Source organism: Emcibacteraceae bacterium (genome assembly GCA_041396985.1).
Lineage (GTDB): Bacteria > Pseudomonadota > Alphaproteobacteria > Sphingomonadales > Emcibacteraceae > Pseudemcibacter.
Window position 1 is genome coordinate 136,718 of the sequence record JAWKXO010000003.1, and the last position, 19,726, is coordinate 156,443.

Annotated in this window: 27 protein-coding genes; 12 read left to right on the plus strand and 15 right to left on the minus strand. The window is 40.0% G+C overall.

Annotated elements, in window-relative coordinates:
• Nucleotides 1–99 precede the first annotated feature (99 nt).
• Nucleotides 100–885, plus strand: coding sequence for a tetratricopeptide repeat protein (locus R3D86_08760; protein ID MEZ5758297.1), 786 nt, complete (start codon nt 100–102; stop codon nt 883–885).
• Here the strand turns inward: R3D86_08760 and queG are convergent, their stop codons facing one another.
• Both queG and R3D86_08770 read right to left on the minus strand, forming a co-directional pair.
• Nucleotides 886–2,010 carry a tRNA epoxyqueuosine(34) reductase QueG gene (gene queG, locus R3D86_08765; GenBank protein ID MEZ5758298.1) on the minus strand — a complete coding sequence of 375 codons (1,125 nt, stop codon included), beginning with the start codon at nt 2,008–2,010 and terminating at the stop codon, nt 886–888.
• Between the two features lie 17 nt (nt 2,011–2,027).
• A complete protein-coding gene (locus R3D86_08770) occupies nt 2,028–2,696 on the minus strand; it encodes a glutathione S-transferase family protein (protein MEZ5758299.1) in 669 nt (222 codons plus the stop codon).
• A gap of 120 nt (nt 2,697–2,816) precedes the next feature.
• Here R3D86_08770 and R3D86_08775 point away from each other — a divergent pair, with 120 nt between their 5' ends.
• The gene (locus R3D86_08775) at nt 2,817–3,434 is read left to right on the plus strand and encodes a cation transporter (GenBank protein MEZ5758300.1); all 618 of its coding nucleotides are present in this window, start codon (nt 2,817–2,819) and stop codon (nt 3,432–3,434) included.
• Between the two features lies 1 nt (nt 3,435).
• On the opposite strand, the gene R3D86_08780 is transcribed toward R3D86_08775, so the two are convergent.
• Together R3D86_08780 and R3D86_08785 are read right to left on the minus strand one after the other, a co-directional pair.
• Entirely contained in the window at nt 3,436–3,669 is a 234-nt protein-coding gene (locus tag R3D86_08780) for a DUF3126 family protein (GenBank protein ID MEZ5758301.1), read from the minus strand.
• Entirely contained in the window at nt 3,656–4,270 is a 615-nt protein-coding gene (locus tag R3D86_08785) for a hypothetical protein (protein MEZ5758302.1), read from the minus strand. The genes R3D86_08780 and R3D86_08785 overlap by 14 nt, the downstream gene beginning before the upstream one ends.
• Nucleotides 4,271–4,558: 288 nt before the next feature.
• Here R3D86_08785 and R3D86_08790 point away from each other — a divergent pair, with 288 nt between their 5' ends.
• From R3D86_08790 to R3D86_08800, 3 genes are all read left to right on the plus strand, one after another.
• Nucleotides 4,559–4,939 (plus strand): TonB family protein, encoded by a 381-nt coding sequence (locus R3D86_08790; GenBank protein MEZ5758303.1) that lies wholly within the window; start codon nt 4,559–4,561, stop codon nt 4,937–4,939.
• A 420-nt stretch (nt 4,940–5,359) separates the two neighbouring features.
• Nucleotides 5,360–5,740, plus strand: a complete 381-nt coding sequence (locus tag R3D86_08795; protein MEZ5758304.1) for a TonB family protein — start codon at nt 5,360–5,362, stop codon at nt 5,738–5,740.
• Between the two features lie 152 nt (nt 5,741–5,892).
• Nucleotides 5,893–6,447 carry a cell cycle transcriptional regulator TrcR gene (locus tag R3D86_08800; protein MEZ5758305.1) on the plus strand — a complete coding sequence of 185 codons (555 nt, stop codon included), beginning with the start codon at nt 5,893–5,895 and terminating at the stop codon, nt 6,445–6,447.
• Nucleotides 6,448–6,532: 85 nt separating this feature from the next.
• Here the strand turns inward: R3D86_08800 and R3D86_08805 are convergent, their stop codons facing one another.
• Entirely contained in the window at nt 6,533–6,700 is a 168-nt protein-coding gene (locus R3D86_08805) for a DUF465 domain-containing protein (GenBank protein ID MEZ5758306.1), read from the minus strand.
• Nucleotides 6,701–7,059: 359 nt separating this feature from the next.
• Between R3D86_08805 and R3D86_08810 the strand changes: the two genes are divergently transcribed.
• Together R3D86_08810 and R3D86_08815 are read left to right on the plus strand one after the other, a co-directional pair.
• Nucleotides 7,060–7,629 (plus strand): UbiX family flavin prenyltransferase, encoded by a 570-nt coding sequence (locus R3D86_08810; GenBank protein MEZ5758307.1) that lies wholly within the window; start codon nt 7,060–7,062, stop codon nt 7,627–7,629.
• A gap of 75 nt (nt 7,630–7,704) precedes the next feature.
• A complete protein-coding gene (locus R3D86_08815) occupies nt 7,705–7,908 on the plus strand; it encodes a DUF465 domain-containing protein (GenBank protein ID MEZ5758308.1) in 204 nt (67 codons plus the stop codon).
• Nucleotide 7,909: 1 nt separating this feature from the next.
• Here R3D86_08815 and R3D86_08820 read toward each other — a convergent pair whose 3' ends face one another.
• Entirely contained in the window at nt 7,910–8,650 is a 741-nt protein-coding gene (locus R3D86_08820) for a GGDEF domain-containing protein (GenBank protein MEZ5758309.1), read from the minus strand.
• 249 nt (nt 8,651–8,899) lie between these two features.
• Between R3D86_08820 and purE the strand changes: the two genes are divergently transcribed.
• Both purE and R3D86_08830 read left to right on the plus strand, forming a co-directional pair.
• Nucleotides 8,900–9,391: a 5-(carboxyamino)imidazole ribonucleotide mutase gene (purE, locus tag R3D86_08825; GenBank protein ID MEZ5758310.1), complete on the plus strand. Its 492-nt coding sequence runs from the start codon at nt 8,900–8,902 to the stop codon at nt 9,389–9,391.
• Between the two features lie 3 nt (nt 9,392–9,394).
• Nucleotides 9,395–10,474, plus strand: a complete 1,080-nt coding sequence (locus R3D86_08830; GenBank protein ID MEZ5758311.1) for a 5-(carboxyamino)imidazole ribonucleotide synthase — start codon at nt 9,395–9,397, stop codon at nt 10,472–10,474.
• Here the strand turns inward: R3D86_08830 and R3D86_08835 are convergent.
• Nucleotides 10,471–11,130 carry a COQ9 family protein gene (locus R3D86_08835; GenBank protein ID MEZ5758312.1) on the minus strand — a complete coding sequence of 220 codons (660 nt, stop codon included), beginning with the start codon at nt 11,128–11,130 and terminating at the stop codon, nt 10,471–10,473. The genes R3D86_08830 and R3D86_08835 overlap by 4 nt on opposite strands.
• Nucleotides 11,131–11,301: 171 nt before the next feature.
• Between R3D86_08835 and rpsU the strand changes: the two genes are divergently transcribed.
• Complete coding sequence (gene rpsU, locus R3D86_08840; GenBank protein ID MEZ5758313.1) at nt 11,302–11,508, plus strand: 30S ribosomal protein S21; 207 nt, start codon at nt 11,302–11,304, stop codon at nt 11,506–11,508.
• Nucleotides 11,509–11,596: 88 nt separating this feature from the next.
• Entirely contained in the window at nt 11,597–12,241 is a 645-nt protein-coding gene (locus R3D86_08845) for a hypothetical protein (GenBank protein MEZ5758314.1), read from the plus strand.
• Here R3D86_08845 and R3D86_08850 read toward each other — a convergent pair.
• Nucleotides 12,220–12,399, minus strand: a complete 180-nt coding sequence (locus tag R3D86_08850) for a hypothetical protein (protein ID MEZ5758315.1) — start codon at nt 12,397–12,399, stop codon at nt 12,220–12,222. The two genes, R3D86_08845 and R3D86_08850, sit on opposite strands and share 22 nt — an antisense overlap.
• Nucleotides 12,400–12,479: 80 nt before the next feature.
• Here R3D86_08850 and R3D86_08855 point away from each other — a divergent pair, with 80 nt between their 5' ends.
• Nucleotides 12,480–12,779 carry a hypothetical protein gene (locus tag R3D86_08855; GenBank protein MEZ5758316.1) on the plus strand — a complete coding sequence of 100 codons (300 nt, stop codon included), beginning with the start codon at nt 12,480–12,482 and terminating at the stop codon, nt 12,777–12,779.
• A gap of 51 nt (nt 12,780–12,830) precedes the next feature.
• Here the strand turns inward: R3D86_08855 and R3D86_08860 are convergent, their stop codons facing one another.
• The 7 genes from R3D86_08860 to R3D86_08890 form a co-directional block, all read right to left on the minus strand.
• Nucleotides 12,831–13,460 (minus strand): hypothetical protein, encoded by a 630-nt coding sequence (locus tag R3D86_08860; GenBank protein MEZ5758317.1) that lies wholly within the window; start codon nt 13,458–13,460, stop codon nt 12,831–12,833.
• A 52-nt stretch (nt 13,461–13,512) separates the two neighbouring features.
• Nucleotides 13,513–13,812 carry an SCP2 sterol-binding domain-containing protein gene (locus tag R3D86_08865; protein MEZ5758318.1) on the minus strand — a complete coding sequence of 100 codons (300 nt, stop codon included), beginning with the start codon at nt 13,810–13,812 and terminating at the stop codon, nt 13,513–13,515.
• A 61-nt stretch (nt 13,813–13,873) separates the two neighbouring features.
• The gene (locus R3D86_08870; GenBank protein MEZ5758319.1) at nt 13,874–14,665 is read right to left on the minus strand and encodes a hydroxyacylglutathione hydrolase; all 792 of its coding nucleotides are present in this window, start codon (nt 14,663–14,665) and stop codon (nt 13,874–13,876) included.
• An 18-nt stretch (nt 14,666–14,683) separates the two neighbouring features.
• Nucleotides 14,684–15,844 (minus strand): HAMP domain-containing sensor histidine kinase, encoded by a 1,161-nt coding sequence (locus R3D86_08875; protein MEZ5758320.1) that lies wholly within the window; start codon nt 15,842–15,844, stop codon nt 14,684–14,686.
• Between the two features lie 183 nt (nt 15,845–16,027).
• Complete coding sequence (locus R3D86_08880) at nt 16,028–17,011, minus strand: type II secretion system F family protein (protein ID MEZ5758321.1); 984 nt, start codon at nt 17,009–17,011, stop codon at nt 16,028–16,030.
• Between the two features lie 2 nt (nt 17,012–17,013).
• Nucleotides 17,014–17,991 carry a type II secretion system F family protein gene (locus R3D86_08885; protein MEZ5758322.1) on the minus strand — a complete coding sequence of 326 codons (978 nt, stop codon included), beginning with the start codon at nt 17,989–17,991 and terminating at the stop codon, nt 17,014–17,016.
• Between the two features lie 11 nt (nt 17,992–18,002).
• Nucleotides 18,003–19,709: a CpaF family protein gene (locus R3D86_08890; protein ID MEZ5758323.1), complete on the minus strand. Its 1,707-nt coding sequence runs from the start codon at nt 19,707–19,709 to the stop codon at nt 18,003–18,005.
• Between the last annotated feature and the right edge of the window lie 17 nt (nt 19,710–19,726).

Sequence of the window (19,726 nt, forward strand, 5' to 3'; positions counted from 1 at the left end):
TCAGTGTCATTTTTTACGATTTGCTCTTTAAAGTGATTATAATTATACAGGTACGGGTAAATTACCAGCACGAAAGCAGGTTAAGTCAATATGGGTTCTATGATTAAAATAATTTTAGCTTTACTGGTGGTTCAGGTTGCTGCAGCCAATGCACAGGATACTTCAGAAGCGGCACAAGCAAAAAAATATCAGGAATGTCTGGCGAGTGTGGAGCATGACAGTAAAAATGCCCTGAGCGAAGCGCGTAAATGGTTTATCGAAGGGGGCGGTGTGGCGGCTCAACATTGTGAAGGGATGGCCCTTTATGAGCAGGAAAGGTTTTCCGAAGCGGCGCAGTTATTTGAGAATATAGTCGGAAAATTGCAGCGTAATGAAAGCGTCAATGATTTTGCCAGTAAGAATAAAAAAAACCTGACCATTCAGCTTAATTATCTGGCCGGTTTAGCGTGGCATTCAGCAAAGGAATTTGACAAAGCATATAATGATCTGACGGCCTCTATTAATGGTCTGGAAGAGAATTCTCCCCTGTCTTACGAAATTTTAATTGAGAGAGGACTGGTTCTGGCATCATCGGAAAATTATAAAGGGGCGATTGAGGATTATCAGCGGGCCCTTGAAATAAATCCGGAGAAGGTCGATGCTTTTTTATTAAGGGCTGAAGCTTTCCGTAAGTTAAGCGAGCATCTGAAAGCACGGCTTGATTTAAACATGGCGCTGAGTATAGACCCCAATAATCCGGATGTATTATTTGAAAGCGGTGTAAATTACCGTATGCAACACCATGATGAGAAAGCGTTAGTAGAGTGGAAAAAACTGATTGCCAAATATCCTGATAGTTATTGGCAAAAGCTGGCTGAAGATAATATCCGTCTCATTGGTCAATAGTTATCCCCATTCTTTTAAAACATCTGGGTCATATTCCGATTTAGCATATTTATTTTTAATGTGAGCGAACTCTGTTTCTCCCGAAAGCATTTTTATGGCCCATATTGCCATGGCACGTATATGCGGGCTTTTTTCGGTTAATTTTTCTTCGAGCAGAGGTAAAAATGAACTGTTGCCACTATTCCCCATAGCAATAAGCACATTTCTGATAAAAAAATCTCTGCCAATTCTTTTAATAGGGGAACCTGAAAAAATTTCACGAAATGAGGGTTCATCGAGCTGTGCAAGTTCAATGAGTTTCGGATATTTAAGTTCTCCTCTTGGCAGGAGGGAAAATTCATTGGTTCTTATTGCATATTTATTCCACGGGCAAACAGACAGGCAGTCATCACATCCATAAATCCGGTTTCCCATGGCGGCACGGAATTCTCTGTCAATATGGCCTTTATATTCTATTGTCAGGTAGGAAATACAGCGACGTGCGTCTAACTGGTAAGGCGCCGGAAAGGCGTTCGTCGGACAGATATCAAGACAGGACCGGCACGAACCACAATGATCCGGTTCGTTGCTATCTGGGTCTATTTTCAGTGTGGTGAAGATGCTGCCAATAAATAGCCAGGATCCAAAATCCCGGCTCACCAGATTGGTGTGTTTTCCCTGCCAGCCAAGTCCGGCTTTTGCAGCCAATGGTTTTTCCATCACCGGCGCCGTATCGACAAACACTTTTACCTCTGCCTGATATTTCTGGTGGATATGTCGGGCAATTTGTTTAAGGCGTTTCTTGACAACATCATGATAATCCCGCCCACGGGCATAGACGGATATATTCCCGATATTTTTATTGGCCAGAAAATCAAGCGGGTTTTCACCCGGGCCGTAATTCATTCCCAACATAATGATGGATTTGACCTCGGGCCATAATATAAGGGGCGATTTTCTGCGGTCTGCCTTTTCTTCCATCCATTTCATATCGCCGTGAAATGACTGCTTTAAAAAGCTGGTAAAATACCCGGCGTTTTCTTCAAGTCCGTAGGGATCAGTTATTTTTACAACGTCAAATCCTGTTTCAAGAGCGAATGATATTATGGCTGATTTTTTAGACTCTGGTTGTGAAGTTTCGCTCATTTCGGTTTCTTTAAACGTTAAAAGTCAGGATCACGGTAATATGATGCCGGGGTAAGTCCAGAAATGGTGTCCTTCAATATTTTCTGCATGCTTGGTCTTGATTTAATGCGGGCATACCATTCGCGGGCTTTTGGGTAATCATCCCACGGCACATCACCAAAATAGTCAACACATGAAATTTGTGTTGCGGCAGAAATATCGGCATATGAAAAATCATTGCCGCCAAGCCAGTTCCTGCGATCAGTAAGATACTCAATATATTTAAGGTGGGGTTTTATGTTTTGAGCAGCAAACCTGATATTTGCAGCTTCCGTATTGCCTCTTTTTAAAAATATTTTCATCACTTTTTCATTGATGATCAGGTTGGTGACTTCGTCAAAAAATTTGACGTCAAACCATTCCACAAGACGTCTTACTTCGGCCCTGCATTTTGCATCAGTGCCCAGAAAACCAGGGTGATCATTAATTTCTTCCAGATATTCGGAAATTGCAGTTGTACCTGAAATGACAGCATCATCCTCTTCGATCAAAACAGGCACGGTACCGGCGGGATTTAACATAAGAAATTCATGGCGCCGCTTCCAGGGTAGTTCAAGGATCATTTCAAATTCAATTCCCTTTTCCAGCATGGCCATTCTTATTTTTCTTGAACCGGGAGAGAACCAATAATGATATAACTTAAGCATTTTTAAAATTTATCCTTGAAAAGTAAAAAGTCATCGTTAACAATAAGCCTATATACTAAAATGAAATTCATTGTTAGCGAATATAAAAAAATTGATCAGGTATTGAAATAGGTTTTATTGATGGCATGCTGTGATCATGACATACACGAAAAAGATCTTAAAGTGGATGCTTTCCGCAATGCGTTGTGGATAGCATTTATTATTAATTTGACAATGTTTTTTATTGAATTTGGCACTGCCTTTTTTGCCAATTCTGTTTCGCTACAGGCTGACGCAATGGATTTTCTGTCTGATTCAATAACGTATGGCGTCACCCTTCTTGTTTTAGGAAGTTCACTTCGCATCAGGGCATCTGTTGCTCTCCTGAAGGGAGCAAGTATGGGTATTCTAGGCCTGTGGATTTTTGTTCGCACTGTTATGAATGCTCAGGACGCGGTGGTTCCCTTGGCAGGTGTAATGGGAACAGTTGGTCTTGTGGCTTTGGCCGCAAATGTGATCAGTGCGGTGCTCTTGTTCAAGTTCAGAGGCGGAGACAGCAACATGCGCTCAATCTGGCTTTGTTCAAGAAATGATGCAATTGGAAATATTGCTATTGTTATTGCGGCTTCCGGGGTATTTGCAACCAATACCGGATGGCCTGATTTCATTGTGGCAGTGATGATGGCGGGACTTTCCAGTCTTGCCAGTTTTCAAATTATCAAACAGGCCATGTCGGAACTTAAAACGATAAATGGGTAAATCAGATTAATGACGCATCAGCGGCATTAGGCAGGTCCATTTCAAGAATAGCCATTTGAAATGCGTAGGAAACTTCCCCTTCATCCTCATCGCGATAAATTAGTCCAATAAATTCACCGTTCAGATGGACTTCCATACTATCGTCTTCGGACTGGCTTTTTTCTAGGGTAAATTTATCACTGCCAAATTTATTATTAAGATATTTCCGGATGCGAAGAATTTCAGTACGTGTCATTAGTATTCCTTAAAAGCGAGCCTAGCCTTTCAACATAGGGGGCTATAACGGGTATATTCCTGCTGTTAATATAATTTGGATCGTTTAGTAATGCTATAGATTTTTGTAGTTTGTTAATCAGATATTGTTTTTGTTCGATGCTTATAAATTGGTTTTTTTTCAGATTTTCCAGATCGTCAGTTAATGTGTCTTTTAGCTTATTTAAATCTGGTGAAGATTGATTAGGAGGATTTTTTAACTGAAATGCTGAATAAGCCATCATCACTCTATCGCCAACGCTGGCCCATTCTTCCGGATTATTAAAACCGACACTTTTTATAATTTTTAAGAAATCCTCATATGTCGGAAGATTTCTGATTTCCTCGAGGCTATCTGTCAACGGCGTCATGCTGAATGATGATATTTCATCTTGCCCGGGAAGGGTCTTTTGCTCTTCGCCAAGATTCTTTTCATATGTTTCAGCAAGTTGACGAATTTGAGGCATTGCATTCAAATATTTTTCAATTTCGTCCTTATTTAATACATTTTGAGCATTTGCATGGGTAATATTTAAAAAAAATAAAGCAAATATAAGTATCTGTTGTAAGAGTGGCTTCTTCATTGATTTCCTTGAGAAAAACTATTAAAATCAATAAGTTACATTAATAACAATAATGAAATTAAGGTTAATATTTCTTAACAATATCGGCAGTTCCAGCCCAAAAGTCAATAAACATGGCAGTCAAATAATAGATAAAATTTTATCTTTAAGCTTCAGTTTACCATTTTTCACTATAGTCCATAAGTGCAAATGGGGTTTCCGTCAGAATATGAGTATCCTTTAAGCAACTGCGGAAGGTCTAAAATTAAAATTTGATATAAATAGTAGCACAGATTTTAGGAGTAAAAAATGGGCAAATTGAGTTTAGTGAAATTAATGGCATCAATTATGGTTGCTGCCGGTATAACGATTGCGGGTTTTGTGACTTCTGCTAATGCACAGGATATTAGCGGCTGGCAGCATGAAGTAAGTGAGGCAATTGCAAAAAAGCAGTCTTATCCTCGTGCAGCACTCAGGAAAGAGTTGGAAGGTAAAGCAACTGTTGAAATTAACGTAGACCGTGAGGGCAATATTGTTGCTCACACTCTTAAATCTTCAACAGGATCTGATATTTTGGATAGAGAAATTCCAAAACTATTAAATCGAGCAAGCCCTCTCCCTGCCCCACCAGCAGGTGCAGCTGACAGCCAACTTACCATGACAGTACCATTAGCATGGGTACTTGAATAACTGCAATTACAGATTAATCTGAACATTTAAGGCCCTGAATTTTTCAGGGCCTTTTTTGTTTTTTCACGAAAAACATTTCAATCGACAGCCTGCTTCATTTTTTTTATATAAAAAAACGATTTTTTTTGTTTTTTTTTCATTGCTTGAAATTTGAAAATTTTTGGTTTGTTTCTAGCGTATAATTTATGGGAATTATGTTATAATTCAATATATTAATGATATATCATAACATTCTAATATTTTTATGTACCTTATTGAAAGATAATAGCTTTTTTAATTAAAAGTGTTTTTTTTAACATATAAAATTTATTTCTTAAGCATTTGTACACCTTTTAAATTTAAAAACCAAATTATGGATTATCCAGAAGGGTAAAACAATTTTTGTAAACATTAAGTTTAATATTATGGAGACTAAATTAAATGAGTAAAGTTAGAGTTTTAAAAGTATTTGTATCAGTAATGTTGGCATCACTTATTGCAGTCACAGGTTTTGCTGCAACAGCAAATGCTGCAGATATCAGCGGGTGGCAAAATGAAGTAAACGAAGCAATTGCTAAAAAGCAGGTTTATCCTCGTGCAGCTCTTCGCAAAGAAATTGAAGGTAATGTAAAAGTTGAAATTCAAGTAGACCGTGAAGGTAATATTGTTGCTCAAAATATCAAAACTTCTTCTGGTGAAGATATCTTGGACAGAGAAGTGCCAAAGCTTTTAAAGCGCGTTAGCCCACTTCCAAAACCACCAGCGGATGCAGCTGACAGTCAACTGACTTTTGTTGTTCCGCTTGCTTGGACAATTAAATAATTTAATTGCAGTATATTATACCTAAATCGGGTATTTTTATTCTTTATTTTCAAGGCCTTGAAAAGTTTTTTTTCAAGGCCTTTTCAATTGTGTAAACTGTCTCTATGCTGCGTTTAATGATTCATTAAAATTATGATATTTTAGGAGAAGTTATGACAGAGCCTTTGATGCCATTGGCTACAGGTGTTTGGCTTGTGGATAATACAAGCCTCAGTTTTGCTCAAATTGCAAAATTTTGCGGTTTACATGAACTTGAGGTACAGGGGATTGCGGATGAACAGGTGGCAGTAAATATAGTAGGCCTAGACCCTGTTGCTAACGGTCAGTTAACCTGGGAAGAAATTGAACGGTGTCAGAATGACCCGAATGCAAATCTGCAGATCGTCATTGATGATGTGCCGGCAAAAACGAGAAGCGGCGGCGCAAAATATACACCGGTATCCAAAAGACAAGATAAACCAGATGCTATTGCATGGCTGCTCAGACACCATCCTGAGCTAACGGATGCTCAAATTTCTAAAATTGTTGGCACTACAAAACCGACAATTACCGCTATTCGTGAAAGAACACATTGGAATATGAGCAATATTAAACCAATTGACCCGGTTTTGCTTGGCTTATGCAAACAGACTGAATTGGATGCAGCGGTAAAAAAAGCAGCTCCGCGTCGTGCCCAAGTTGAAGATGAAGGGCAAAATGCTGAATAAGCGTTAGAAATTTTTCTCAAATTTTAATGCAAAACATAAAAAAACCCGCCTGTAACGAGGCGGGTTTTGACTTTAAAGGCACTGTTTATTGTGCTTTTAATCGCGTCATTTCGTCTTTCAGGACCAGTTTTTCTTTCTTCAGCTCGTTTAAAACAGTACTGTCAGGTGCCGGACGATTTTCTTCTAAATGTATTTTTTCATCTAAAGCGGCATGTTTTCTTGAAAGTGCATTGATATGAGCTTCTGAATGCATATTTTGGTCTCCTAATTAATATTGTTGTAATCAGATCTTTGCTGTTCATTTTTAAGTATGCTGATAATAAGTTTAGATTGTGTGAATAATGGGGCGAATTGATTTCGCGTTAGGGGAATTGTCTGATTTTTGAAATTTGGCAAAGTGGCCATATATATTCCCTGTATTATTCAAAACACTCAGCTTGGTCTGTGAATTAAATCACATTACAGCACTTATAATTACATCATAGTTTTCTGCATTTGTCATCTGTTCCTGGGAAAAATCGAACTTATTTCGCTGAAACAAATACAAACTGTGTATAAATTTCAATTATTTTGATATAAACGACAACAGATTTAAATAAGGTGGTTTTATTAATGAAAGATGGTCAAAAGCGACTCATTGTCGGAATCAGTGGAGCGTCTGGTATTCAATATGGTATAAGGCTTCTGGAATTTTTGAAAGAGGCTGACGTAGAGAGCCATTTAATACTTTCAAAGGCAGCTGCTGTTACCGCAAGTCTCGAAACAGATAAGAAAATTTCAGAGATAAATGCACTGGCAAGCGTTGTCCATAAGGTAGATGATATCAGTGCTTCGGTTGCCAGTGGGTCATTTAAAACATCTGGGATGCTGATCGTTCCCTGCTCCGTTAAAACCATGTCTGAAATTAATACAGGGGTGACGTCCACATTACTGACACGTGCGGCAGATGTGACACTAAAAGAACGTCGCAAACTGGTCTTAATGGTTCGTGAAACCCCCCTTCATCTGGGCCATTTAAAAACGATGACGTCCCTAAGTGAGATGGGGGCAGTTATTTATCCACCAGTGCCGGCACTTTACAGTAAGCCGGCAACGATAGATGAAATGATTGATCAGACTTTAAGCCGTATACTTGATTTGTTTGATATCGAAACAGGCCGTCTTAAAAGGTGGAAATCTTAATTGCTGATATCTTTTTAATAAAGTCGTTAGAGTTATGGTATACTCTAAAGCATAGCAACAACTGGGCTGTTAAAAATGAATATTGATGAAGGTGATATTTTAGAAAAAATTCAACAGTTAAGGGTGCAGCATCGTGACCTTGATGATGCTATTACAGCGCTTATTTATTCGGGTACCAGTAATATGCTTCAGATTAAAAGGCTTAAAAAACAGAAACTGATGCTGAAAGATAAAATTGCCCAACTGGAAGATCAGCTTTTGCCCGATATTATTGCTTAAATCAGTCGCCATCTTTTTTCATTGATTGCTTGTGAGTATACATTTTTTTATCGGCATGATCGAGTGCCTGATCCGGGCTTAATCCGGAATGGAGCGGATATACACCAAAAGCTATCTTGATAGGAATTTTATTGCCATTCAAAATAAGCGGATTTTCCTCCAGCATTTTGAGGATTTGCAAAGCTTTGGCAGTGGCATTTTCTTCAGTCGCCTTTGGCAGGATAATGCCGAATTCATCGCCGCCCAATCGGCCGATAATATCCGAATCACGTAAACCGGAAATCATGATTTTTGCCAGGTGAACAAGTGCTTCGTCACCGGCTTTATGTCCATGTGTATCATTAATGCCCTTAAGGTCATTCATATCAAGGAATATAAGAGAGCTGTTAATGCCATAACGATCCGAATAGGAAATCATTCGGGTCATTTCACGGACAAAGGCACGGCGATTTGATATTTCAATCAGACTGTCCTGATCAGCAAGGCGTTCCAATTCGGAAATGCGCCGATGCGCAATTTCAAGTTCATGACGCATATTTTCAACTTCAGCCATCAGTGTCATTATGGCATCACGAACTTTTGGTGTCATTTCAGCCTGAGGAATTCCCAGAATACTGGTTGTATCCTGAATATTACGAACAGAAGAAACTGAAGATGAAGAAGAAAGGCTGCCGCTTCGTTCAATCGTCTTGCGGCGGATAGGCTGTGCCCGGTCTGTATTGCTGGTACCTTGTATTTTCATATAATCAGATAACCTTAAATCCCGACATTCATCTATAAGTTTCTTTATAAACTGATATAACAGATTTAACGCATAGTATCAGTATGTTGCAGTTAAATTGTTATTAAAAACCTACCATTTGTATTTTTTCTGTTAAAAGATATCATTTGGACATTAAGAATGCCACTGTAAACTTGCCTATCCGGACGGGATCGTTATAATCCACTTTTTTAATTTATAGTGTTACAAGCAGTATTTGAAGGAACAGGCATGAGCGAAAACACACCCGTTGTTGGCGTAATTATGGGGAGCCAATCGGATTGGCCCATTATGAAAAATGCTGTTGAGGTTCTCAAAGAGCTGGGTGTATCTGTTGAAAGCCGGATAGTCTCAGCGCATCGTACGCCAGAGCGTCTTTATGAATATGCCAAATCGGCAAAAGAAAGAGGTCTTAAGGTTATCGTCGCCGGTGCGGGCGGAGCCGCACACTTGCCGGGTATGGCGGCGTCAATGACGCTACTGCCAGTTTTCGGCGTACCAATTGAAAGCAAAGCTCTTAAAGGTATGGATAGTCTGCTTTCAATTGTCCAGATGCCGGGTGGGATTCCTGTCGGGACCCTTTCTATTGGTGTAGCAGGGGCTAAAAATGCTGGCTTGCTGGCGGCTTCCGTAATTGCCCTTGACGATGAAACTGTCGCAAACAATCTAAAAGCCTGGCGTGAGCGTCAATCGGCATCAGTTGCCGAGTTTCCGGTTGACTGAAATATGAGCGTTTTATCACCCGGATCAACCATTGGCATATTAGGGGGTGGCCAGCTCGGGCGAATGTTGTCGATCGCAGCGTCCCGTCTTGGATATAAATGCCATATTTATTGCCCAGAAATAAACAGTCCAGCATCACAAGTATCTGCGCAAGTGACCCATGCTTCATACGAAGATACTGATCAGCTTGAAAAATTTGCACTGTCTGTAGACGTTATTACATATGAATTTGAAAATATCCCCGTTGCTACCGTAGAATTTCTGTCTGAAAGAAAACCTGTGTTCCCGGGCTCAAAAGTACTTGAAGTATCCCAGGACAGACTAAAGGAAAAAGAATTTATAAATTCCCTCGGTATTGAAACGGCTCCTTTTAAGGGGGTTTCGAACATTGAAGAAACGTTGGGTGCCCTTCAAACAATAAATTATCCGGCAGTCCTAAAAACCAGGAGGTTTGGGTATGACGGCAAAGGGCAGGCCATTCTTAAATCTCCGGAAGACCTCAAAGCCGCTTTTGAGAAACTTGACAGCAATGAAATTATTTTAGAGGGTTTTGTTGATTTTGAACTGGAAATATCAGTGATTGCGGCTCGGGGGCAGGACGGCGAAATTAAATGTTATGTTCCTGTGGAAAATAAACACAAAAACCATATTCTTGATATTTCAATTGCTCCTGCCAGAATTGATGATGAGTTAAAAAATGAAGCTGTTTTATATGCGAAAAAAATAATTGAAAATATTGATTATGTTGGCGTGTTGACGGTTGAATTTTTTGTTTCATCAAATGAGCCACGACTGAGAGTTAATGAAATTGCGCCACGCGTTCATAATTCTGGCCACTGGACGATTGAGGCCTGCACGACAAGTCAATTTGAACAGCATATTCGGTCAATATGCGGTCTTCCGTTAGGGGATGTTGATTTTACTGGTGAGGCACGGATGATCAATCTGATTGGCGAGGATATTCTTCAATTTCATGATCTGGTGTCCCAGGCAGAAAATTATGTTCACCATTACGGAAAATCAGAGGTGAAGGAAGGGCGAAAAATGGGGCATATAACCCGTCTATATCCGGATAAAGATTAACTGCCGTAGCGTTTTTTACCAAGTTCGCGCCAGATATTGGGAAATTTTGGTTTCTTGCTGCGGCATTTAGCCTTTAATTTCTCAATCTGCATGACATTTTCAATTCTTCGATCCAGAAAATCCCATGTATCAGCATTATTTTCACTTTCATCACCGAGCCAGTATAAAAATGTGCTGGAATAGACGGCACTTAATGTCATTCTTTTGGTATAGAAGTTGAAATCGGTGGAAGTATCATTAATCGTCTTCCAGATAAGATCAACTGTTCGGTAAAGTATCCTGAGACTTGTATAATAATTTCCGGGAAGGGCAAGAAAAGCAACCGTTCTTCTTACCGCTTCTTTATGGGGTTGTTCAGATAACAGTCTGAATTTTACAAGTGCAGTAATTTTTTCTCGAATTTTTAAGCTATTCAGGTCTATTTTGGCGGCCTGGTGAACCATGGCTATGTCACATTTCTGTGCATAAAAATCAATCATTTCAATGACGCCATCTGGAAAAGCTAAATCAACTATAGCACTGGATATACCAATATTCTCTGCTGCCTGATTTAAGGTCTTTTCCGACCAGCCATCAAATGCAACGTGATCCAGCGCCGCTTCCAGTAGCGAATCGCGATATTCGTCGGGTGTTTTATCTGATGTCTTTTTGCTCATATTCCTAATATGGGCATCAAACATAAAATCGTAAAGACTATTTTTAATAAAAATGGCTTAAATTATAGAAAAAGCTTCACAAGTCGCCTTTGATTTGATAGAAAGCGGGCTTCTTTGAAACATACGTTTCTTTGATGTAAACACAAACCAGAAAGGAGTGTGACTATAACCATGCAGGTTATTGTCCGCGATAATAACGTTGATCAAGCGCTTCGCGCTCTGAAGAAAAAACTTCAGCGTGAAGGGGTGTACCGTGAAATGAAAATGCGCCGTTTTTATGAAAAGCCTTCCGAAAAGAAAGCCCGTGAGAATGCCGCTGCAGTTCGCAGATCCCGTAAACTTGACCGTAAACGTCTCGAGCGCGACGGCGCAGTTTAAGCTTTTAGCGTTACTATAAATTCAAAAGCCGTCCTCAGAATAATTGAGAGACGGCTTTTTTATTAAGAATATGTTTTGATAGGCTGTGATGAAATTTTTAGCTTTAATATTTTCTGTGCTTCTCGTTTCAGGATGTTCTTCAACCAACCCTGAATTAATACATCATGCCGACAACTTAAATAGTCACGAATATTTTGGTGTTTGTTACGGATATGGCTGTAAATTTTACCAAAAAACAGGCTTAACTGATCAGGAATGGCAGAAAGTCAGGAATATTTTTTCTCCAGCGGCAGAAACAGCTGAGCAGGAGAGAGGCATGATTGCCAAATCGATTGCCCTGATTGAACAAATAATTGGCCCCAAAACAGGGACTGATCAGGATAATGCCGGCGCAGTAATCATTAATTTTAATACAAAAAACCAGATGGACTGTATTGATGAGGCCTTTAATACCACAAGCTATCTATATCTGATGCGCCATGACGGCCTGATTAGGTTTCATACGCTAGGGGCTCACCTTAGACGCGGGGTAAGTGACTTCAGTTATCCGCATAGCACCGCGACAATCCATGAAATCAGCCTTCCTATTGTCGTCGAAGGTGAAGGGCATTATGTCGTTGATTCATGGTTTCACAAAAATGGAGCGTTGCCGGAAATTATTCCGGCTCATACCTGGAAAAGCCGCTGGCATCCGAAAGAAAAAAGAGAGCGTTATAATTTTTCAGCGTCATAATCTGAAAAATCCCAGTCTTTTGCCGTATTGATTTGTTCCAGAAATAAATTCTCGGCGGATGCCACAGCTTCTTCTTCGCTATCTGCGTTGACTTTGGTAACCCAGTAAAATGTTCCTCTGGGCAAATCGGATTTCAGAGTGACTTTATATGCAGACATATTAAATATCCTGTTTGAATATTGTTGGTGAACTTTCTATACTCTTTTAACAATCCAGAGACAATCATAATGAGTTCAGTATGGCGAATAAAGACCAACCTACGCGAAAACCCCTTAGACAAAGGGTCACTGACCGGAAACTTGGCATTAAAGAGGTAAGGCCATTAAGTGAAAGAAAAAAACGGTTATTAAGGGTAGCCGTTCTTTTATTGACGGCACTACAATATTCAGGGCTTTTATTTTTGCTCTTATCCCTCGGGGGGATTGTTACCGAGAATTATGAAATTCATAATATGCAGTTATTAACACTATACTGTGCGATGTTTCTTGTCGGTCGCTTCGGTTTGATGATCATAAAATCTGTGTTTATGTTCAGATAAAAAAACAGGGCGTTTTTCAGACGCCTCGTTTTTGAAGATTTTTAGCCCACTTTATTTTTTTTCGGTCTTTTTATCGCTTGCGACCTTTTTATCAGCTGACTTTTTCGCGGGTGCTTTTTTTTCTTCAGGCTTTTCTTTTACTTCTTTCCATTGATCGGGGAAAAGATGATAATGTGCTTTGTTTACGGCATCACTTACTGATTTAAGTGTGGTCATGACATTATCCATGTGAAACCCTTTGCCGCGGTAAACATATATTTTGCTGACGGTATCAAATGAACGGAAAATATTGTCGATCTTGACATCTTTATGCTGGCTTTTTCCAAGGTCGCCAATAAAATCATACAAAATATATTTCCCGGCAGTTTTTTTGACCCATTCTTCATTTGCCTCATCACAATGATCAAAAATACTCTGAACATCCTGATTATTTAAGGGGTGATCTTCGGGTATGCCCAGAAACTTCCTTAATGCTTCTGCTCTTGCTTTTCCTTTTTTGCGTGGGGCCCACAATATTTTGGAAATTTGTGAAGCGGCACAGAAAATAGACTGCAGAGACATGAAAACACCGACACTGCTGTTTTGTTCCAGGGTCTGGTTAAGTATTCCGATATTTCCTTCGATATATGTGAACTGGTTTCTCAGTTCATGTATATGTAAGCCAAGTTTATTAAGGTCCATATTGGTCCTTCCTTTTATCTCAGTTAATTATTTCTTGAAATGTTATATATCCTTATTGGAATATATCAGCAAGCTTTAAAGCTAGTCCCATATCGCCTTCAATTTTTAGCTTTCCCATCATAAAAGCCAATTGAGGATTGAGTGAGCCGTCCATCAATCCTTCAAAATTTTCCATTGAGAGTATGAAGGTGACATCAGCATCAAGATCTTCGTTTGTCACTTCAGGAGGTGACTTTGTGGCGTCGACATGAATTATGCCTTCATCGGTCAAATTGAATTTTACCTTTTTCTTCAAATCTGACGCTTCGGCTGTCTTTTGTTTAACGGTTTCTGTATGGTCCTTTAGTGACATTATAAACGTCCTTAATTTATGATAGTTCTTATTTATTCAAGATTTCACTTATTGTATGGCATTACCAGTGATTTCTCAATTCCCGTAAGGCCAGAAAGACTTCTTTTTCACTCGGGGTGTTGCTCATGTGAGGGAATTTCTTTTTTAGTTCATTTATTATTGAAGGATTTTGTAGCCTAAGAAAGCTGTTTATTTTTCTTTCATCCTGCATAGTTGAAACATAAGCATTATGAGGATCCTGATGTTCAAGTTTTTTAAGGAATGATTTGGCATCCTCATTATCCGGCTCCCGGTCCAGGGTAAATTCCAGATTATTAATCATATAATCATGTCCCGGATAAATGACCGTATTATCGGGAAGTCGGGCCAATTGTTTGTCAAATGTTGTAAACAAGTCGTCCGGATTGCCACCGAGCTTACAATGACCAACCCCGGCATTGAAAAGTGTATCACCGCAAATCAGGGCAGGTTCCGGGCCACTGGAAAGAAGGCAAATATGGCTTTTGGTATGACCGGGTGTATCCAGCACCTGAAAAGACACACTTGTGCCGATGGAAACTTTATCACCGGCATTTAAGCCGCGATCAACATCCGGTATTTTTGCTACGGCCCCATGGTGAGCCAAGATTTTAGCACCGGTCTTTTCGCGCATCTCCTGATTGCCGCCTATATGATCCCAATGTTCATGGGTATTCAATATAGTATTGATTTTAAAACCTTCACTGGCGGCATAGTCGAGGCAGCGCTCAACATCAAGCGGATCAATGACCATCGCTTCCATGGTTTTTTCACAAACAATAATATAATGAAAATTTCTAAGACTGTTATCAGCATATAGCTGTTTTATAATCATAAGCCACCTTCCATGCGTTTAATCATGCTTTCTGGAACGGCTCTCCGGGATATTAAGATTTATTTTTGTTCCTTCTCCTGGCGAACTGATAATTGACATGCTGCCGTCATGCTTTTCTATCAGTTTTTTTACGTATGAGATGCCAAATCCTATTCCTGTTGACGGGTCAGAGTAAATATCGTCAAGATGTGTGTCACTGCTGAAGGCTTTAGTTATCTCCATCGGAGTCATGCCCTTGCCATTATCTGCACAGCTAATTACGGTGTTGCCAGTTGGGTCAGTGTAAAGCCTTACTGTTATTTTACCGTCAGCGGGCGTAAATTTCACAGCATTATCGATAACAGCTTCAATTGATTTTTGCAGCCTTACTTTGTCGCCATAAATTTCAGGTAAATTAAGAATATAGGAAACCTCAACAACAACATTTTTCTTTAACGCACATTTTTTAAACTTATTAACACAGTTCTTTAAAACCGCGACGAGATCAAAGGTTTCCTCGTGTAATTCAAATTCAGTGGTTTCAAGTTCTTTAAGCTCAAGCAGGCTGTCAATAAGCTCTAATAGCTCCTGTCCGGCCCCATGTATATCAGAAGCATATTCTTTATACGTATCTTTACCAATCGGCCCGAGCATTTCAGTCATTATGACTTCCGAATACCCGAGAATCCCGTTTAAAGGTGTTTTGAAATTATGATGCATGGCAGCCAGTAATTTCTGTTTAATTTCGCGGGCAGCTTCATCCTTCAACTGAATGTGATCTTTATTCAAACGAAAAATACAAATGAACCGTGACAAGGTTTTATCGCCGTTATATGGCCTTACTGTCATGTTCATATTGAGAATGTGTTTGTTGGCACAGATAAAATCACAATGTATGAAGGCAGATTTGCGGTTTTTTAAGGCATCATAAATGATATGCTGTTCTGCACTATTATTCAGAAAATCAAATAGGGGTTTATTTCGCACATTGTGAAATGAATATCCTGTTACGAGTTCAAAGTGGTAATTGATATCATTTATGATGGGGATATCTTTTTCAGGATCGATTGAAAGCAAAATTATCGCGTCGCTTACTTCGTTAAACACGACATTGAAAAGGCCGTTTTCGTCAATATATCTTGGGTGTTTCGAGACATTTGTCGCCGAAAAATCTTTGCGAATATCAAAGGAAACATCCATTTTAAATAAAAACCCAGACGCATTAATTATATAATAAATATGATAATTTTCAAATCACCTTTCGAATCATCTATTATCTGATTCGTGAGGTCAACAAAAAAGTTAACTTTTTGTTAACCTTATCAATCAACGCCGGACTAAAAGTCCGGCATTAAGATTTTTTGATGATTTTATTGGAGGGCTCTAAGCGCCGCCATTGATAAACTTATCATTTATCTGGCAAGTGGCTGGACCCATAAGAACAACAAACAAAGTTGGCAGAATAAAGAGAATTAGTGGTACTGTCATAACAGCAGGAAGTCTTGCCGCTTTCTCCTCTGCTTTCATAAAACGTTCATTACGGAATTCGTCAGAAAGTACTCTTAATGACTGTGCCAGTGGTGTCCCGTATTTTTCAGCCTGAATGAGTGTTGCTGTAACAGCTTTAATTGAAGGCAGGCTGACCCGGTTTGCAAGGTTGTGCAGGGCAAGTCTTCTTTCCGGCAGGAAGCCGAGCTCAATTGCGGTGAGGTTAAATTCATCACACAAATCCGGACTTGTTTGAGACATTTCTTTTACAACACGTGTCATCGCCGCATCCAGCGTCAGGCCGGCTTCCGCACAGATCACCAGAAGATCAAGCATGTCAGGAAGTGAATTCTGCATCAGCAAATTACGTTTTGACGTTCTGTTTGATAGAAATATCTCCGGCGAATAGGACGCTATCAGGGCAGATCCAATAACGGCCGCAAATTCCTGAATATCTGTCAGGTCGAACATGCCAAAACCATAAATTGTGATTACAGCGATCAGGCTGATAATTACCGGCAGAACGAGTTTAAAAAATAAAAATATAACCAGGGCTTCCTTGCTTCTGTAACCCGCCTGTGTCAATTTTAACTGGAACTTTTCGGCCTGTTCATTCTTTAAAAGGTTAAATTTACTCACCAGGCTATGCATAAAGCCTACATGCTTGTTGGTTTTGATAGTCTGGCTGCGTTTCACGGGTGCGACATATCCACGCTTTAGGTCCGAACGTCTTTCCTGCAAAGCCTTAATTCGGGTATCCATACCATCTTTAATTATTCCCGTGCTCCAAATAGCCAGCATCACTAAAAAAGCTGATGTTGCTGCCAGGAGTGTGATGACGTCTTCGCCAGTTATGCCTTCAGGAAGAAACTGTTCCATTTTTATGTCTCGAAATTAATTAGTTTGGAAATAATAAACATGCCTATAGCCATCCATATCAGTCCACCCAGCAACCCCAATTGTCCGCGGGGGTCGATGAACATAGTGCTCATATAGTCATAATTCAGCACAGAAAGAATACCCAGCATGATGAAAGGAAGCGCACCTATAATGGCGGCACTGGCTTTACCTTCTGATGACATTGCTTTTATTTTAAGTTTCAGTTGTGCACGACCACGAAGAATATTGGACAAATTAGCCAATGTCTCTGCAAGATTACCCCCTGTTTCCTGTTGTACAGAAATACAGATAACGAAAAACTTAAATTCTGGTGTATCCAGTTTGTCGGACGCCTGCCATAATGCTTCATCAAGCGTCTTACCAAAACGGTTTTCATCAATAATTGTTTTAAACTCAGTTGATATTGGTGCTGCCATTTCCTGGCTAACTGCATAGATAGATTCAGTCACAGGAAGACCCGCTTTTAAACCCCTGACGATTAAATCAATTGCTTCAGGGAACTGTGTGGTAAATTTTTCCAGTCTCTTTTTAATAGTTATGTTAACCCATAGATGAGGCAGCAGCAGTCCAACGGCCAGCGCAACTGCAAAACAGGGTATAAATGATAAACTTGTTATCAGCATCAAGATAACAAATATTACTAATGCAATAACGACATTAGCAATAATATATTGCTTGAAACTAATATCCATGCCTGTTTTTTTAAGCCGTTTCCGTAGTTCCTGTGGTTTAGGAATAAGACCGTCCAGAATTGACGTTTCCTGCTTTTTAAACAATGCTCTTTTATGCTGCTGGATCATTGCTTCCTTGTTGTGGCGCCCTTTAATTTTATCAAGGCGTGCCTGAGTGATTTTGTTTGCCTTGCCAAAAATGCCGACAGCAAGTGAAACAGTCAAAAACAGGATAACCACGGTCGCAAAGACACCGAACATCAATATATTAGGATTATCAACTATCATTCTCTTTATCCCTATAATGCTTCCATCAATGCACGGTCCAAACCGTAATATCTGGCTTTTTCTATAAAGTGTGGTCGCATTCCTGTTGGTCTGAATTGCCCAAGCAGTTTTCCATCAGCATCCTCGCCTGTAAATTCATATAGAAAGAGTTCCTGTGTTGTAATCACATCGCCTTCCATGCCGACAACTTCAGTAACAGAGGCGCATCGTCTGCCACCGTCACGCATTCTCGAAACCTGTACGATTAGATCCACGGCCCCGGCAATCTGCTCACGTACTGCCTTTTGGGGCAACTTTAAATCGGCCATACCGATCATATTTTCCATCCGGGTGAGGGCTTCCCTCGGATTGTTGGCATGGAGCGTACACATTGAACCATCATGACCTGTATTCATTGCCTGAAGCACATCAAACGCTTCTGCGCCACGCACCTCGCCGAGGATGATGCGATCAGGGCGCATACGCAGGGCATTTTTCACAAGGTCGCGCATAGAAATCTCACCCTTACCTTCCAGGTTTGCAGGACGAGTTTCAAGTCGGACAACATGAGGCTGTTGCATTTGAAGTTCGGCAGTATCCTCAATGGTCACTACGCGTTCACCGACGTCAATCATTCGCGATAAGGCATTAAGCATGGTTGTTTTACCGGAACCGGTACCGCCCGAGATCAGGATATTCAGACGACACGCAGAAGCAATCTTAAGAACGGTTGCCATTTTGTGCGACAAACTACCAAAATTTATCATTTTATCGAGAGTAATTTTCTGTTTGGCAAATTTACGAATTGAAATTGACGCTCCGTCAATCGCAAGCGGTGGAATAATAATATTCACACGGCTTCCGTCTTTGAGGCGGGCATCACAAATAGGGGTAGTTTCATCGACCCGGCGGCCAACGGCATTCACAATACGAGTACATATATTCATCAGATGCTGATCATCACGGAAAACGACGTCTGACAGCTGAATTTTACCTGATTTCTCTATATATATCTGCTTCGGACCATTGACCATGATCTCAGTAATTTCTTCGTTTTCCAGTAAAGGTTCCAGTGGCCCAAGTCCCAACATATCATTGAGAAGCATGTTTACCAGTTCACGCTGCTCGCGAAGATTCAAGTTGATTTTTTCCTGGGCCATCAATTCATTTACGGCTTCACTGACCTGATCTGCCAGATCAGTACGGTCCATCTCATTGGCGGCAGCGGCATCAATATATTCTAAAAGAAGTGGTTGCAACCGATCTTTGGCATTAATAATGCTTTCTTTACTGGCCAGTTGATTTTTTTCATCTTTTTCACGTTTGGACTTAGATTTGGCTAGCTCTGTCTCAATTTCCTGCTCTACGCTGTTTTCTTTCTGACTATTATCAGAGGTTAAAAGGTCATTGAGCAAAACTGTCGTTAAGTCACGCTTTTCCAATTCATTTATTTGTAAATTTTGTGAATGGATAACTTCAATGACCAGTTCGTCGATAATAGCAACAGCATCGCCTCGTGCGAGCTCCTTGGCCTGCTCTGGCGAAATTCTTTCGCCAAGCATCGGTTCAATCAATTCATATGCTTTATCGACAACATTTGCATCAGAAGACAGGAATCTGGACGTTGTGGAATTGTCCAACGCTCTCTTGTTATAACCATTCCCTTTTTTTTCAGGCACAATTGTGCCTGTGCTGGTTGAAGGCTTTGATACAGATTTACGTCCAAATGCAGGTTTCATTTTTATTAGTCTTTATT

Coding starts and splice junctions, on each gene's coding strand:
- rpsU (MEZ5758313.1), top strand. CDS start 11,302: ATGCAGGTTATTGTCCGCGATAATAACGTTGATCAAGCGCTTCGCGCT.
- R3D86_08800 (MEZ5758305.1), top strand. CDS start 5,893: ATGACAGAGCCTTTGATGCCATTGGCTACAGGTGTTTGGCTTGTGGAT.
- R3D86_08790 (MEZ5758303.1), top strand. CDS start 4,559: ATGGGCAAATTGAGTTTAGTGAAATTAATGGCATCAATTATGGTTGCT.
- purE (MEZ5758310.1), top strand. CDS start 8,900: ATGAGCGAAAACACACCCGTTGTTGGCGTAATTATGGGGAGCCAATCG.
- R3D86_08835 (MEZ5758312.1), bottom strand. CDS start 11,130: ATGAGCAAAAAGACATCAGATAAAACACCCGACGAATATCGCGATTCG.
- R3D86_08845 (MEZ5758314.1), top strand. CDS start 11,597: ATGAAATTTTTAGCTTTAATATTTTCTGTGCTTCTCGTTTCAGGATGT.
- R3D86_08760 (MEZ5758297.1), top strand. CDS start 100: ATGATTAAAATAATTTTAGCTTTACTGGTGGTTCAGGTTGCTGCAGCC.
- R3D86_08870 (MEZ5758319.1), bottom strand. CDS start 14,665: ATGATTATAAAACAGCTATATGCTGATAACAGTCTTAGAAATTTTCAT.
- queG (MEZ5758298.1), bottom strand. CDS start 2,010: ATGAGCGAAACTTCACAACCAGAGTCTAAAAAATCAGCCATAATATCA.
- R3D86_08780 (MEZ5758301.1), bottom strand. CDS start 3,669: ATGACACGTACTGAAATTCTTCGCATCCGGAAATATCTTAATAATAAA.
- R3D86_08885 (MEZ5758322.1), bottom strand. CDS start 17,991: ATGATAGTTGATAATCCTAATATATTGATGTTCGGTGTCTTTGCGACC.
- R3D86_08880 (MEZ5758321.1), bottom strand. CDS start 17,011: ATGGAACAGTTTCTTCCTGAAGGCATAACTGGCGAAGACGTCATCACA.
- R3D86_08860 (MEZ5758317.1), bottom strand. CDS start 13,460: ATGGACCTTAATAAACTTGGCTTACATATACATGAACTGAGAAACCAG.
- R3D86_08890 (MEZ5758323.1), bottom strand. CDS start 19,709: ATGAAACCTGCATTTGGACGTAAATCTGTATCAAAGCCTTCAACCAGC.
- R3D86_08785 (MEZ5758302.1), bottom strand. CDS start 4,270: ATGAAGAAGCCACTCTTACAACAGATACTTATATTTGCTTTATTTTTT.
- R3D86_08865 (MEZ5758318.1), bottom strand. CDS start 13,812: ATGTCACTAAAGGACCATACAGAAACCGTTAAACAAAAGACAGCCGAA.
- R3D86_08875 (MEZ5758320.1), bottom strand. CDS start 15,844: ATGGATGTTTCCTTTGATATTCGCAAAGATTTTTCGGCGACAAATGTC.
- R3D86_08850 (MEZ5758315.1), bottom strand. CDS start 12,399: ATGTCTGCATATAAAGTCACTCTGAAATCCGATTTGCCCAGAGGAACA.
- R3D86_08855 (MEZ5758316.1), top strand. CDS start 12,480: ATGGCGAATAAAGACCAACCTACGCGAAAACCCCTTAGACAAAGGGTC.
- R3D86_08770 (MEZ5758299.1), bottom strand. CDS start 2,696: ATGCTTAAGTTATATCATTATTGGTTCTCTCCCGGTTCAAGAAAAATA.
- R3D86_08805 (MEZ5758306.1), bottom strand. CDS start 6,700: ATGCATTCAGAAGCTCATATCAATGCACTTTCAAGAAAACATGCCGCT.
- R3D86_08810 (MEZ5758307.1), top strand. CDS start 7,060: ATGAAAGATGGTCAAAAGCGACTCATTGTCGGAATCAGTGGAGCGTCT.
- R3D86_08775 (MEZ5758300.1), top strand. CDS start 2,817: ATGGCATGCTGTGATCATGACATACACGAAAAAGATCTTAAAGTGGAT.
- R3D86_08820 (MEZ5758309.1), bottom strand. CDS start 8,650: ATGAAAATACAAGGTACCAGCAATACAGACCGGGCACAGCCTATCCGC.
- R3D86_08795 (MEZ5758304.1), top strand. CDS start 5,360: ATGAGTAAAGTTAGAGTTTTAAAAGTATTTGTATCAGTAATGTTGGCA.
- R3D86_08830 (MEZ5758311.1), top strand. CDS start 9,395: ATGAGCGTTTTATCACCCGGATCAACCATTGGCATATTAGGGGGTGGC.
- R3D86_08815 (MEZ5758308.1), top strand. CDS start 7,705: ATGAATATTGATGAAGGTGATATTTTAGAAAAAATTCAACAGTTAAGG.